Source organism: Aliivibrio sp. S4MY1 (assembly GCF_028765545.1).
Lineage (GTDB): Bacteria > Pseudomonadota > Gammaproteobacteria > Enterobacterales > Vibrionaceae > Aliivibrio.
The window spans coordinates 226,135-240,959 of sequence record NZ_JARACP010000005.1; the positions used below are offsets into that span (position 1 = coordinate 226,135).

Sequence of the window (14,825 nt, forward strand, 5' to 3'; positions counted from 1 at the left end):
CTTGTTTATCTGATACGAAACAGTAGAATCTCATTCAACATTTGCTGTAATTAATATGTTCTTATGCCAAAACTGAATCTGCATCGCCGTGACTATGTATCAATCTTAGGAGGCGATATCTCTGCAGATAAATTAGAGCAATCGCTCAATCCACATTTTGAAAAACCACTAAACAAAATCACTCCAAGCCCTTACCTAACTGAAAAAAACCTTACTCGCCGTTGGGATAAACTTGGAAAACCTGAACTCCAATCAGAACTTCTTGATCCACATACCCAAAATCAAATGCATGTGTACGAGAAAAACATCGAGCATTTTATTGGCACAGTAAAACTTCCAGTTGGTCTTGCAGGCCCATTACGTGTGAATGGCTTATTTGCCAATAATGATTACTTGGTGCCTCTTGCCACCACAGAAGCCGCCTTAGTTGCCTCTTATAACCGCGGAGCACAGCTATTGACGGCAAGTGGCGGCGCAAGTGCCATGCTGTTAAACGAAGGAGTAACACGAACGCCTGCGTTTGCTTTTTTTAGTTTAGCCGAAGCGGGACAATTTGTGGCATGGGCGGTGACTCAATACGACACATTCAAACAACTGGCTGAATCCACCACCTCTCATGGGAAACTCAGCGACATTAATATCAGTATTGAAGGCAATCATGTTTATCTGGTCTTTGAGTTTTTAACTGGTGACGCTTCAGGACAAAACATGGTCACTATTGCTACCAATGCCGTGTTTAGCTACATCATGGAAAACTCTCCAATTACTCCAGAGAATGCCTATTTAGATGGCAATTTATCAGGTGATAAAAAAGCCAGCAGCCAAACTTTGCGTAGTGTTCGAGGTAAAAAAGTTACTGCAGAAGCACACATCCCTGCGGAGTTAGTGAAAAAATACCTACACACTACCCCTGAAAAAATGATGCAGTTTACCCAAATGAGTACGGTTGGAGCCACACTCAGTGGAACCATTGGTATTAATGCACATTATGCTAACGCCCTTGCCGCTCTTTATATCGCTTGTGGGCAAGATGCGGCATGTGTAGCTGAATCAGCCATTGGGATGACACGCATTGAAGTGGATAGAAATGGTGACTTATATGCAAGTGTCACTCTACCTAACCTTATGCTTGGGACAGTTGGTGGTGGTACCGGATTACCAAGCCAAAAAGCGTGCTTAGAATTAATGGGATTACATGGCGCAGGTAAATCTCAAGCACTGGCTGAAGTATGTGCGGCTTTATGTTTAGCTGGAGAGCTATCCATCGTAGGGGCATTCTGTGCGGGGCACTTCTCTCGAGCACATCATAAATTAGCGCGCTAATTAATAGATTGGAATATCCAATATTCGTTAACTAACGCGACAATTAATTATTGCTCAACAAAGATAAGTTCATTTATTTTAAAACCTAGTGATTGAGCCGTTGATACAAAACGCTCAATCACTTCTTGATCAACCTCTTTTGTTCGAGATAGTAACCATAAGTAATCAAGATCAGGGCCTGAGACAAACGCATATTGGTAATTTTCTTTATCTAATTCAAATACCACGTATGAACCGTAGAAAGGGCCAAAGAACGATACTTTAAGATAACCTTGGTCTTCTGCATCAATGAATTTCGCTTTTCCTTCTGCTTCATTCCACTCCTGCTCTTCTTTTGAATAGCCTCGATTAATAACCTTAACGCTTCCATCTTCATTAATGCTGTACTCGGCGCTGACTTTACTCAACCCTTCTTCAAAAGAATGATTTAATCGCGCCACTTCATACCATTTTCCTAAATAGCGATTTAACTCAAAGCCTGATACAGGTTCAACGCCCTTTGGCATCCCTAAGCAACCACTTAGCATGAATAATACTGTTGCTATGAATCCTATTTTTGTTATACGTTTTATCATCATCGTTAGCTCCCTTAACTTTATCTTATTAATATTACGGCAGATTAGCGTAAAAAGATCACTTATCGCATCAATACACACACAAAAAACGAATTAACTACCCTCTCCGTAATTAATTCGTCTTCTTAACATTGTATTGCTCTACATTATATAACTACAAAGCTTGTAGATAAGATTTTGCAGCCGTTAGTCTTACCGTCGCTCCACCGATAATATCCATAAACCCTAAAATTGAATGTGGCTTCTCAGCACTTATCCATGCAGAGCCTGTCGCTCCAATTGGTAGCATATCCATCGTTTCTTGGTCTATCTCAAGAATCACCGTTCGCCCGACTGGTGCCGAACCACGTTGAATATGACGCGATACAAGCTGCTCTTGAGGTAATAAGCTACCTTGCGCTTCACCAGTCGCATTGACCACACTGTGTACTTTTGCCCTAAAGATTTCCCCCGGATACGCCGTTACAAAAAACTCACTAAATTGCCCCGGTTTAATATTTTTATACGATTGATCTGGAATACGCATTTCAACAAACTTCTTACTGGTATCCCATAAGTGAAGTGAACCGATACGAGAGCCGTCAGCAATAAATACGTGTGTCACCATGCCATCAAAAGGCGCGGTGATCGTCAAACGATCCAATTCAAAATTTAAATTCGTAAGTTGAGCTTTTAAACCTAAGTCTTTGGCTTCTAACACATGAATTTCAGCGATTAACATTTCCACCAAGTCTTGTGATTCCTCAGTATCACGCACTGACACATGCTCTTTCATTCCTAAGTTTCGCTGATGATTACGCTCTGCTTGCTGTAAAGCGACCTTCTTTGCTTCAATGCTTTTTTCTACTTCTAATTGAGCCGACTCAACCTCGATTATCGCAGAAGTAATTTTGTCATCTTTAAGTAGATAAAGTATATCGCCTTTCTTAACATGCTGGTTATGATCAATGTAGATCTCATCAATATGCTGACCAACGGATGGAGACAGCACAGCGTGAGGCGCTTTAACTGTCGTCGAATTGGTTAAATCCGCTGGCGAATAGAATCGATGTCCAAAAAATAGTGCTAGTGCTAAAATTACACCCACAAAAGTGGTGACAAAGTAATTCCCCGCAGTTCGCTTTAATACATTAAATTTAAACAATAACCACACGATTAAAATATACGGCAGCATTATCTCTTTCATGATTGTGCCCCTTTAAACCATGCTTGAACTTTATCCCAATCGGTGACAATAGCCAGAACTGCCAGCACCCATAGTGGTTTCCACACTAGACCTAAAATACACATCCAAAAAATCAATTTTGCCTGCGCTAAGCCTTTTTCTTTCGCCAAATGCTTTGGAATAGAATGAATATGCCAAATCTTAGCCGCTACCCATGAAATAATGGCAACCGTAACTAAAACAATAAACCACATAAATACAATGGAATCGAGAAGTGCATAAACACTAGGGAGGTTTTCAAACTCTAAACTGGTAGGATGTATCTGCATTGGAACACCTATTGTCGTTATTCTATTTATCCTTAGATTTTAAGCCCTCTTATTCCTTAAAATGGCACATCTAAATTCGATATAATGAAGGTAACGAATATGGAGGGCTCTACCAATGGCATACACGTATTGCTGATATAACAGATTTGATATTTCTAATGAATGACGTTAGTTTATAGTTAATCAACATTTATCAATAAGGGCATAAAATGGATTTAGCCAAATTTGATCTTAATCTACTGAAAACTCTTTTAGTGCTGCTGCAAGAAAAAAACACCAATAAAGCAGCTGAGCGACTTAATACTAGCCAACCCGCAGTAAGCCGTACTCTAGCCAAGATCCGAGAAGAGTTTGATGATCCTTTATTTATCCGACAGTCTCGTGGGTTAAAACTCACGCCAAAAGCTGAAGAATTAGCGATCAGTTTACCTAAGATCTTCGAAGCGCTTGAAGGAACCCTACAGAGCGACAGCTTCTCGCCTAAACACCTGACAGGGAAAATCAAGATCGCAATGAATGGGTTTGTGATTGAAACTCATGGTTATCAGATCTGCCAAGCCATTAAAAAAGATGCGCCTAATGTCTGTATTGAACTGCATAGTTTTACTCAAACCACTGCGGATGATTTAATTAACGGCGAGCTTGATTTTGCTATTAATTATTACCCGATTGATATATCAAAAGAATTAAGACAGCTTCCTGTTGGCCTATTCACTTATGCTGGGATCTGTAATATTAACCATCCAATGGCTAATACAAGCATTGATCTTCAAGAGGTTTTTAACTACCCACTGGCAGGGTTAATCGTCCCTGAATTTAACTTTAAAACCATGTTAGCCCCTCAATATTCAGATAGAGACATCAGCCATCAACCTGAATTTCGTTGTCAGCAAGTTAATCCGATTTTAAAGGCTCTTGAAGAATCAGATATGCTTTTCATCGCTCCACAAAGCTTAATGGAAGTGCTTGATCCAGCAAAATACGCCCTTGTGAAAGTTAAAGATAAATTAAAACGCCATGAGATGAAGATAGGCCTCATCTACAATACTAAGTACATGAATTCAGAAAAATTTAATTGGATAGAACGGTTAGTGGATAATATTTTACCACCGAAGATGACGAAGCATTAATGCCATGTTGTTGTCATTAGATTTTCATTCTGAAACACCGTACAATCGGCGGCAAAATATAAACAGCATAGGTAAATTAGTTTGCATACATTAGCGCAGTTACAATCCGGTGAATTACAAGGTATTACTCGATTACAATTAAGTGAAGGGTTAACAGAGTTTCCACTTGAGATATTATCTCTTGCTGATTCATTAGAAATCTTAGATTTATCGAATAATCAACTAACTACGCTACCAAGTGAGATCGCTCAATTACCTAAATTGAAGATCTTCTTTGCATCAAACAACCCATTTACTGTGTTCCCTGATGTTCTGGCACAGTGTCAAAACCTTGAGATGATTGGATTCAAATCGTGTCAAATTCAACATGTTCCTGAAGATGCCTTTCCTCCAAAATTGCGTTGGTTGATCTTAACCGATAACCAAGTTGAAGCATTACCAAACTCATTGGGTGCCTGCCACTTAATGCAAAAACTGGCATTAGCAGGCAACAAATTGACTGAACTGCCAAGCAACTTGTCTCAACTTCATAACTTGGAATTACTGCGTATTTCAGCAAACCAATTAATTGAGTGCCCAGTTCAACTGCTTAATTTACCAAAACTGGCATGGTTTGCCTTTGCGGGTAATCCATTCTGTAAATCCGATGTGAAAGTGAAATCCGTTCCTAGTATCGCCTCATCGGACTACACTTTAGAAGATGTATTAGGCCAAGGCGCATCAGGTGTCATTTCTAAAGCGCGTTGGAATAAAGAACAAACAGATTTCCCACAAGAAATTGCCGTTAAAGTATTTAAAGGTGAAGTGACTAGTGATGGTTACCCTGAAGATGAGTTGCAAGCGTGTTTAAAAGTCGGCAATCACCCAAGTTTGGTACAATCATTAGCACAGGTGAATGAAGACAATCATCTGGCGTTGATCATGAACTTGATCCCTTTACATTATAAAAACTTAGGTTTACCGCCAAGTTTAGAAAGCTGCACTCGTGATACTTTTCCTGAAGGGTTTACCTTATCGTTAGAGCACATCAATAAAATGACCGCTAAAATGCGTAATGTGTTTGACCACCTGCATGATAACCAAGTGTGTCATGGTGACTTGTATGCGCATAATACCTTATTTGATGCAGACGCGAACATTATCTTTGGCGACTTTGGTGCCGCGAGTATGTACCACATGCTAAGTGATTCTCAACAGAAAAAAATTAGGATTATTGAAGAGCGTGCATTGAATCACTTTATCGATGATTTAATGAATGTTCGTATAAAATAAATTAATAACCCGCCTTCCCATCAAGGCGGGTTATTAACAGCCTTGATGGGTTTAATTAATTAACCAATAATTCTCTTTTTGGTTATTGTGCGCCAAAGTGTAAATAAGAGGTTCCCGATCTTTTTCCATGATCCAGATGATGGTAATTAACTCTTCACAATGATTCGCAACACGAAGGTCAAATTTACCAACACCTTGCTCTAAGCGACCTTTAAGTAAACACATATCAAAATCTACTTTAGATAAATCACCTTGTGCTTGGCTATTATCACAAATAGAAATAAATGCACGCTTAGTGGAGCGCTCTGAAATATCAACATCAATATCAACGCTATATACCGAACTAAGGCTATTCTCAGCACTAATTTTTAAATCTAAAACCGATAATTGAGGGCTCACAGGTGACCCTGTACCAGAACCTGGATCATTTGAGCCACCAGAGCTATCACTATTACAAGCAGTAAGCAGACTAAAACTAGCAACAAAAAGTAATAGATTCATTTTATTCACGATACTATTCATAAGATCTCTCCTTAATCTATATAAGTTTTTCCCGCACTAGGGGTTACATACCAATCTGCAGCTGTTTGTCCTGTTGCATCCTGAGAAAAATCTGCAAATTGAGGATACGCTTCAAGAATGCTGACTGACTCATTTGGGTGCTCCCAGTTAAGAGGTATTTCAATTGCCCATGGAAGACCATTATCTGTCTGGAAGTAAGTACTATTCGCGGTATTGGTCGTATCATCACTTCTGCCAATATAGCCATAATCAAACTTAGAGGTCGGTTTTTTGTTTTTCAGGTGTACTTCTAAATTACGTCCCGGATGGCCACCACTCACTTGTAAGCCATTCTCCCCGTAGTAATAACCTGGCGTCGCAAAAATGAATGGGTCGTAAGGTAAGGCAGGCATTTGCCCTTGAGAAATAGGTGATTCAAACGGGACGGTAAGTGACCAGTTAGGACGATATTGAGTCCCACAACCTGGTTCAGTTCGGAACATATTACAACCGTCAGCCTCACCGGACTCGGTAAGTGACCAAAGATCTTCATGAATAATCAAAACGGCATCTAAAGTGCCACTCTCTAACACTGTTGTATTTTGTAATTCTCCATCAATGAATAATTTAACTGAATCAGCCTTTATTTTATCTGGACTGATATTAGGCAAACGAATAGCAAAACCAGAGTGATAAGTACCGCCAAGAGCTGCAACTTGCCCTTCTATTTTAAGTTGAATCACTTGGTTATTATGACTAAATTCAGTGTACTTGACGTTCATAAGGACGTCATTCATATCATAGTCACCGACTTTAGGAAATTGATCTTCATAAGCGAAAGTGGTGTAGTCAGATCCTACAGGGTAAAGCTCAACGGATACACCTTGGTCTGTAACAGTAACTTGATAATCTTCAACTTCACCTGCACTTACCCCACCATTTGGACCAACATCATAAGTATGGCTTAAACGAAAACGAGCCCAAGTATCTCCTGCTAGAGCCCAGCTTGGTACTTCAAAATAGAATTGATTCTGGCCATCATCTACCCATTCACTGTTAAGGATCATTTCATCATCATTAAACACCCCGTCTTGGTCCCAATCAATCCAAGCACTAAGTACCCCTTCTCCCTCTGCACCTTCAACATCGGCATAAATGAAGCTTGTTTCCTTAATTTCAAGTGGTACAGGAAATGAAATACCATCATCATCATTACTTGAATCTGATGTGTCATCTGAAAGCGGGTACACATAAGCTTCACTTTCTCCATCAACGATAGGACCCAATTTTAAATCAGAAATACCGTGACGAGCACCAAATGAATCATATAAAGTACCGTAAGTATCGGGAGCATCACCGTAATCGCTATTATCATTTTGTCCCACCGCAGCAAATGCACAGCGGGCACCATCATTTGAATTACTCGATGGCCCATAAGCAAAAAAGGCTGAAGTTGAATTTACATCATCAATATTAATAAGATAGATATACCCATTCCCATTATTACTGAGATAAAGATTACCATCGACATCAAAATATTGAGCACCAAAAGCTAAACTATGACCAACATTATCACTGCTGATAACTTTGTTTAATTGGGTACTTAACCCTGTATTTGGTTCAATTCTATAAAGATATCCAGAATTATCAACACTGTAGATAAGTCCATCATCTGGATGAAAAGCCATATCAAGTATACGAATATTGCCAATAGTGCCAGAGTTGGCAACTTTAGTCATAATCAAATCATCTAAGCCAATTCTAAAAAGTCCTTGATTAACTCTGTAGCCATACCAAGCATTTTCAATGGTCGATACATCACCAACATAAATTGAAGTAGGTCCAACATTTAGGTTAGAGACAGATAATGGCGTTGATACGAAATCGGAACCAATTTTAGTTAAGGTTTTCGCTCCATAATCCCACCCATAAATATAATCATCATGAACGCTATAGCCAATAGCATTAATTTTTCCACTTCCAACTTCCCAAGATAAAGTGCTATAGCTACCTACATCCAAGTTAATGCCATAAGCCACCGGAGTTCCTGAAGGGTTTTGTATCATAAATGCTTGTCCTGGACAGGAAGCAAATGGAATTGCAGCTTCCACTTGTCCACTGACTCCAACAGTAAGACTTAATGTAGCGATACAAGAAAGTAATCTGCTTTTTTTCATAATATTCCCTCATTTATACCTAGCGTATAATGAGAAAGGCACAACCCATACCAAACTTTTAAGTAATTGATATCAATAATTTTTTACTGCAATTATAATAAATGGAATTAAAATAAGAATTCTGTATTCTCTTTTTGAGACTCAAACTGATACAGCATATTGATAATTTTCAAAAAGGAATTCTACTAGATAAGTCTAAATCAAGTGAAAGCGCATTTTAATTACATCAAATAATTTGCGCTTCTCGTTAATTGAGTATAGTTTCTTTAAATACCTTATAAGCAATTGATATTACTTTAAGCTATGACGATCCCCTGATTAGGCTATAAGTAAACAATCAATGTCAGGAGATTTAAAGATGAAACAGCTATTCTTAGGATTCTTATGTGTCGCACTATTACAAGGTTGTGGCTCAGACAAAGGAGATGAAGCATTAGGAACCTTAGAGCGAGACCGGGTCACTTTCTCCGCGACTTCAAATGAAATTATCCGAGCTTTACCTATCAAAGAAGGCAGTGAAGTCAAAGTCGGTGACGTATTAGTCCAATTGGACACAAAAAATCAAAACGCCATCCTTGCCCATGCCGTTGCAAACGCCGCGAAAGCCCAAGCCTATTTATTACGCTTAACTAATGGTGAGCGTCCAGAAGATATTGCATCAGCCAAAGCCAAAGTAGACCAAGCAAAAGCACAGCTTATTGATGCTGAAAAAAATTACCGTCGAATGGTTGAACTCGTAAAGAAAAAACTCACCAGCCAATCCAATAAAGATACTGCCCTCGCCTCCCGAGACTCTGCGCGCGCTACATTAAACTCAGCTAATGAAGAATTCTCAAAATTAACCGCAGGAGCAAGACCAGAAGATATCGACCAAGCAAAAGCTGAGCTTGATGCGATGGATGCTAAAGTGGTATTGCAGCAACAGAAACTGGATGAATTAACTATCGTCGCCACTCGTGACGGCATTTTAGATAATCTTCCGTATAACCTTGGCGAGCGTGTTCCTGTAAATGGTTTTGTTGCTGTTATTCAAGCCAATCGTACCCCTTACGCTCGTGTTTACGTTCCTGCCTCTTATCGTGTTGGATTCATCCCAGGGAAAACATTTTCAGTGACTGTAGACGGTGTTAGCTCTCCATTTAAAGGAACCGTTCGTTGGGTTTCCTCTGAACCGTCATTTACGCCATATTACGCTTTAACAGAAGAAGACCGATCTCATTTAATGTATTTAGCAGAAGTTGATTTACCTGAATCTGCGGCCTCTTTACCTTCTGGCGTACCTGCCCAAGTCCTCTTAGAAAAGGACAACACAGATGACTGAGTTTGCTATTCAAGCCACTGATGTTGTGAAAAAATTTGGGAATTTTACTGCTATTGATAGCATTAACTTATCTGTACCTAAAGGCTGTATTTATGGGTTTTTAGGGCCAAATGGTTGCGGAAAATCCACCACAATTCGCACTCTAACAGGGTTACTAAGCCCAACCTCTGGTCATGTAGATGTACTTGGGTTAAGCATCCCTAAAGAATCAGAAGCGTTGCGTCTAAAAATTGGCTATATGACTCAAAAATTCTCTTTGTATGATGATTTGAGTGTGGAAGAAAACCTCGAATTCATTGGCCAAATTTTTGGTATGGAAAAACAAAAGTTACTCCAACGTATTACAGAGCAACTCTCTACCTATGGGCTTGACCAATTACGAAAACAACGAGTATCAGGCATGAGTGGAGGTCAAAAACAGCGCCTCTCACTGGCTGCTGCAACCATGCATAAGCCTGAACTATTGTTTTTAGATGAACCAACCTCTGCAGTTGATCCTGAGAATCGTCGAGATTTCTGGGAGCAACTATTTGATTTATCAGATAAAGGAACCACCATCCTTATCACAACCCATTACATGGATGAAGCTGAACGTTGTCACCGATTGGCGATAATGGAATCAGGCGTTATTCGTGCCGATGGAGAGCCAGAGACATTAATGGCTAACATGGGGGTTAATATCGTTGAAGTGAAAACAGATAATTTACGCACATTAAAGAACACACTAGTTCAACGTAATGAAATCAGGTCTGCCGCCCAAATAGGTATTCGATTACGAGTACTTATTCATCAAGATATTAATGACCCCATTTCATGGTTAAGAGCTGAATTCCCTGAATTAAAAAATGCCGAAATGAATATCGCACGTCCAAGTTTAGAAGATGTCTTTGTTACCGTAACTGGGAAGGGGCGCCAATGAAGTCACTTAATCGTATGAAAGCCATAATGACCAAAGAAATTCGTCAATTATCACGAGATAAATTGACCTTTGGTATGGTTATTATGATCCCTTTAATTCAGTTGTTATTGTTTGGCTACGCCATTAATACCGATATTAGAGATATACCTATTGCGGTTGTTGACCAAAGTGAGAGTACTTTTGGCCGACTCATTACTGAATCAGTGAAAGTCACGCAAGTCGTCAGCGTTAAACAACATTATCCAACAGTAAAAGAAGCCGAAAAAGCAATTCAGCAAGGCATTGTGCGTGCTGCATTGATATTACCCAAAGACATTACACAACGCATGGTACAAGGCAGAGAGCTAGGCCAATGGATTGTAGATGGTTCAGACACCATGATAAGTGCAGCCATTCTTGGATTGCAAAGCATGCCGTTAAGCGATTTGGATTTTGATATTCGTAATAGTGCCTATGCTAAAACATTTGAAGTGACGCTATTTTACAATCCTAGTCGACAATCCGCAGTGAACATTGTGCCGGGATTATTAGGCGTCATCTTAACCATGACAATGATACTGTTCACTAGCTCAGCCATTGTACGAGAACGTGAAAGAGGAAACTTAGAATTACTTATTACTACCCCTATCCACTCTTTTGAACTAATGGTTGCTAAAATCATCCCTTATATCTTTGTCGGCTTGATTCAAGTATTTATTATTCTTGGGTTAGGGTATTTCATTTTTGACGTTCCTATTAATGGTTCATTAAGTCAAATTTTGCTCGGCACATTGTTATTTATTTCTGCGAGCCTTACGCTTGGGTTAGTGATTTCAACCATCGCTAAAACACAGTTACAGGCGATGCAGATGACGATATTCATCCTATTACCATCAATTTTATTATCAGGCTTTATGTTTCCCTATGAAGGAATGCCTGTCATTGCTCAATGGATTGCGGAAATCTTACCTGCAACACACTTTATGAGATTAATTCGAGGCATTGTATTACGAGGGGCTGATTTGGTGGATTTATGGCGAGATACGGCATGGATGATCATTTTTACCATCATTGGTTTATTCGTTGCGTCAAAACGATTTAAGAAATCATTAGATTAAACAGAAATATTAGCTGTAAACCACCGTATAACGACGATTTACAATGTAAAAGATAAAAGCCAGAGCTCTCACTCTGGCTTCTTTTTAGCGGTTCAATTTATCTTTGGAATGGATAAACAGATCCCAACTGCATGATTTGTGTTAACTCATCCAATGCTGCACGTGATTCCAATAACAATTGTGGATCCGCAAGATCTTTGTCCTCAATACGATCTCGGTAATGCTTATTAGCCCACAGATTTAACGTTGTAAATAGCTGATCGTTCATCAAAGTATGTTGATTTACTGCTTTTTGTTCTGCTTCATTTAATACCACACGTAAACGAAGGCAAGCTGGCCCACCGCCATTTTGCATACTCTGTTTTAAATCAAAGGTATGCAGCTCATCAATACCGCGTTTTTGTTCTACTAGCTCATTTAGATACGCCCATACTCTTGGATTCTCACGACAATGTTGTGGAAGAATGATCAAGGTAGTCCCATCTGATTTAGTGATTAACTGACTGTTAAACAGGTAAGTTTCGACTGCATCTTGCACCGACACTTTATCTGTTGGCACCTCAATAACATTAAAGCCAGAACCATAAGAAGCACTTAGATCTAACTTCACTTTTTCTTGATTCAAAAATGCTTGTTGATGGCAAAATAAGGTATTTTTATTACCAACAGCAATAACATCATTATGGAATACCCCTTGGTCAATAACATCAGGGTTCTGTTGTGCAAACACCGTAAATTGATCGCGTAAACCATGCGTTCGTGCAATCGCTTCACTGGCTTCTAACGTCTGGCGTGCTGGGTATTTTTTCGGAGCAAGGTAGCTTTCATCAAACGCACTTTTACCAAAAACAAAGAACTCAACGCCTTGTTCGCCATATTCATTACAAAAACGAGTGTGGTTTGCTGCACCTTCATCACCAAAGTAATCACTGTGTGGCAACGCTTCATGGTGAGCAAAGTGTTTTTCATCTGCAAACGTGGCTTTTAAAATATTGCCAGTGACTTCATCTTCAATTGAGCGGTGAAACTTATTAATTAGATTAGCTGGAGTAAAATGGACTTTGCCATCAGAGGTATCGGCACTTGGAGAAACCGTACCTGCGTTTGCTGTCCACATACTTGACGCTGAGCTACATGCAGCAAGCAATTGAGGTGAATATTGATGAGATTTCTGTAGCACCTCAGCGTCTGAACCGGAAAAACCTAAACGGCGTAGAGTATGAATATCTGGACGCTCTTGTGGTGCTAATACTCCTTGAACAAAGCCCATATCATGCAGAGCTTTCATCTTTTCTAGGCCTTGCTTTACAGCTTGTTTTGGGTTCGATGCACCGGATTTATTATTTTTAGAGGCAATATTCCCTACCGATAAACCACTGTAGTTATGCGTTGGCCCAACAAGGCCATCAAAATTCGCTTCAACTGCTTTCATATATTCCCTCATGACTGTATCACTTTTAACTGTATAAAAGTTATTGCTTAGTAAGCTCTCTGGCCCACTCTAGTAGCCGATACTATCAAATTTCTTGATTTCGTCAGCATTTGATCTCACCAAACAAGCGCACAATCACAACTTTTATTTAACATTTGACGACTTTTAATTAACTATTCTCTGTTATCAAATAACTATGCAGACTTTTATGCTAATCAATCTGTTTCCATAAAATTAATTTATCCATCGGTAAAAACTATTGAAATGATAGTTGATAATAATTCTCATTTACATATACTGATAACCATTCGCATTTACTGATGGCTTTATTATTATGATAACTACTCATAAATTTTCACACTCATTTTCATTTTCACAGTTTTCTCTGCAATACAAACGTCTATTATTGCCTATTACTTTATTAGCTTTAGTAGGTGCAGAGACAACACGGGAAATCACCGTCACAACGTTATCTGATGCCTTTTGGGCGGTATCTACCTACGTAGCTTTCACATTGGTTATTTATCATTACCTATCGAATATAATGGGTAAAACCAACCGTATTACTGCGCTTTATAATAAATCTCGTACCAATCAAGTTGTCTTCTCTTCATTACTTGGTGCCTTACCGGGTTGTGGCGGTGCGATAGTGGTGACCACTCAATACATCAGCGGTAAAGTAGGTTTTGGCTCAGTCGTCGCAGTATTAACGGCTACCATGGGGGATGCGGCGTTCTTATTAATTGCAGCACAACCTAAAGTAGGATTTGGCGTAATGGCATTAGGCGTTGTGGTTGGTGCCATCTCAGGCATTGTTGTAAATGCATTACATAAAGACGATTTTTTACGCCCTGAGACTCAAGAGAAACAACAAGATCAAAAATCTGAAAATTCAGAGAAAAACACATCATGCTTACAAGTAAAAGCAATCAACTTACAAGGTGTATTTTGGAAATGGGTATTAATTCCTGCAACTGTGATTGCCCTACTCGGTTCGTTCCAACTAGATATCAATCAACTGTTTCATTTACCACAACACAGCATTGAATGGATTGGCGCAATATTAGCGATTGGTAGCATGATGTTATGGTCGTTAACCAAAGAGATCAGTGATTATCAATCAACGGTTTCAGAAGATAATAAGTGTGTAAGTTCTCATCCAATGCAAAAGGCGGCACAAGACACCAATTTTGTCTCTGCTTGGGTAATTGTCGCTTTCTTAATTTTTGAGCTATCAACCTACTTCTCTGGCATCGATTTACACACGGTATTTTTAGGTTATGGAATGTGGATGCCACTGATTGGCTTGGCAATTGGTTTACTTCCGGGTTGTGGTCCTCAGATTTTAGTGACTAGCCTGTATTTATCCGGGGCGATGCCAATGTCAGCACAGCTTTCAAATGCAATTTCAAATGATGGTGACGCCCTATTCCCAGCAATTGCATTAGCGCCAAAAGCGGCAATGCTAGCGACCTTCTACTCAGCCGTTCCTGCCTTTGTAGTTGGCTATGGTTACTACTTCTTGTTTGAGATGTAACTTGTTGCTAGATCGTAACAATAACCAAACCAAAATAAGTTAGTGAT

At 39.4% G+C, this 14,825-nt stretch carries 13 protein-coding genes; 7 read left to right on the top strand and 6 right to left on the bottom strand.

Annotated elements, in window-relative coordinates; all coding sequences use genetic code 11:
* Positions 1-63: 63 nt before the first annotated feature.
* Complete coding sequence (locus tag PVK71_RS07730; protein WP_274418604.1) at positions 64-1,323, top strand: hydroxymethylglutaryl-CoA reductase; 1,260 nt, start codon at positions 64-66, stop codon at positions 1,321-1,323.
* A gap of 47 nt (positions 1,324-1,370) precedes the next feature.
* On the opposite strand, the gene PVK71_RS07735 is transcribed toward PVK71_RS07730, so the two are convergent.
* From PVK71_RS07735 to PVK71_RS07745, 3 genes are all read right to left on the bottom strand, one after another.
* Positions 1,371-1,898 carry a lipocalin family protein gene (locus tag PVK71_RS07735; protein WP_443111713.1) on the bottom strand — a complete coding sequence of 176 codons (528 nt, stop codon included), beginning with the start codon at positions 1,896-1,898 and terminating at the stop codon, positions 1,371-1,373.
* 154 nt (positions 1,899-2,052) lie between these two features.
* Positions 2,053-3,084: an HlyD family secretion protein gene (locus PVK71_RS07740; RefSeq protein ID WP_274418603.1), complete on the bottom strand. Its 1,032-nt coding sequence runs from the start codon at positions 3,082-3,084 to the stop codon at positions 2,053-2,055.
* Positions 3,081-3,392 (bottom strand): Mg2+ and Co2+ transporter, encoded by a 312-nt coding sequence (locus PVK71_RS07745; RefSeq protein ID WP_274418602.1) that lies wholly within the window; start codon positions 3,390-3,392, stop codon positions 3,081-3,083. The genes PVK71_RS07740 and PVK71_RS07745 overlap by 4 nt, the downstream gene beginning before the upstream one ends.
* 209 nt (positions 3,393-3,601) lie before the next feature.
* On the opposite strand from PVK71_RS07745, the gene PVK71_RS07750 reads away from it, so the two are divergent.
* Both PVK71_RS07750 and PVK71_RS07755 read left to right on the top strand, forming a co-directional pair.
* Positions 3,602-4,522 carry a LysR family transcriptional regulator gene (locus PVK71_RS07750; protein ID WP_274418601.1) on the top strand — a complete coding sequence of 307 codons (921 nt, stop codon included), beginning with the start codon at positions 3,602-3,604 and terminating at the stop codon, positions 4,520-4,522.
* Between the two features lie 81 nt (positions 4,523-4,603).
* Positions 4,604-5,794 carry a leucine-rich repeat-containing protein kinase family protein gene (locus PVK71_RS07755; protein WP_274418600.1) on the top strand — a complete coding sequence of 397 codons (1,191 nt, stop codon included), beginning with the start codon at positions 4,604-4,606 and terminating at the stop codon, positions 5,792-5,794.
* A gap of 51 nt (positions 5,795-5,845) precedes the next feature.
* On the opposite strand, the gene PVK71_RS07760 is transcribed toward PVK71_RS07755, so the two are convergent.
* Both PVK71_RS07760 and PVK71_RS07765 read right to left on the bottom strand, forming a co-directional pair.
* On the bottom strand, positions 5,846-6,316 hold the full coding sequence (locus tag PVK71_RS07760; protein WP_274418599.1) for a hypothetical protein: 471 nt from the start codon (positions 6,314-6,316) through the stop codon (positions 5,846-5,848).
* An 11-nt stretch (positions 6,317-6,327) separates the two neighbouring features.
* Positions 6,328-8,472 carry an LruC domain-containing protein gene (locus tag PVK71_RS07765; protein WP_274418598.1) on the bottom strand — a complete coding sequence of 715 codons (2,145 nt, stop codon included), beginning with the start codon at positions 8,470-8,472 and terminating at the stop codon, positions 6,328-6,330.
* A 358-nt stretch (positions 8,473-8,830) separates the two neighbouring features.
* Here PVK71_RS07765 and PVK71_RS07770 point away from each other — a divergent pair, with 358 nt between their 5' ends.
* From PVK71_RS07770 to PVK71_RS07780, 3 genes are read left to right on the top strand one after another with little or no spacing between them, the layout of a single operon-like run.
* Positions 8,831-9,793: an HlyD family secretion protein gene (locus tag PVK71_RS07770; protein WP_274418597.1), complete on the top strand. Its 963-nt coding sequence runs from the start codon at positions 8,831-8,833 to the stop codon at positions 9,791-9,793.
* Positions 9,786-10,712 carry an ABC transporter ATP-binding protein gene (locus tag PVK71_RS07775; RefSeq protein ID WP_274418596.1) on the top strand — a complete coding sequence of 309 codons (927 nt, stop codon included), beginning with the start codon at positions 9,786-9,788 and terminating at the stop codon, positions 10,710-10,712. The genes PVK71_RS07770 and PVK71_RS07775 overlap by 8 nt, the downstream gene beginning before the upstream one ends.
* Positions 10,709-11,809 (top strand): ABC transporter permease, encoded by a 1,101-nt coding sequence (locus PVK71_RS07780; RefSeq protein ID WP_274418595.1) that lies wholly within the window; start codon positions 10,709-10,711, stop codon positions 11,807-11,809. The genes PVK71_RS07775 and PVK71_RS07780 overlap by 4 nt, the downstream gene beginning before the upstream one ends.
* Before the next feature lie 97 nt (positions 11,810-11,906).
* Here the strand turns inward: PVK71_RS07780 and astB are convergent, their stop codons facing one another.
* Positions 11,907-13,241: an N-succinylarginine dihydrolase gene (gene astB, locus PVK71_RS07785; protein WP_274418593.1), complete on the bottom strand. Its 1,335-nt coding sequence runs from the start codon at positions 13,239-13,241 to the stop codon at positions 11,907-11,909.
* 334 nt (positions 13,242-13,575) lie between these two features.
* Here astB and PVK71_RS07790 point away from each other — a divergent pair, with 334 nt between their 5' ends.
* Positions 13,576-14,778 carry a putative manganese transporter gene (locus PVK71_RS07790; RefSeq protein ID WP_274418592.1) on the top strand — a complete coding sequence of 401 codons (1,203 nt, stop codon included), beginning with the start codon at positions 13,576-13,578 and terminating at the stop codon, positions 14,776-14,778.
* The last annotated feature ends 47 nt before the right edge of the window (positions 14,779-14,825 follow it).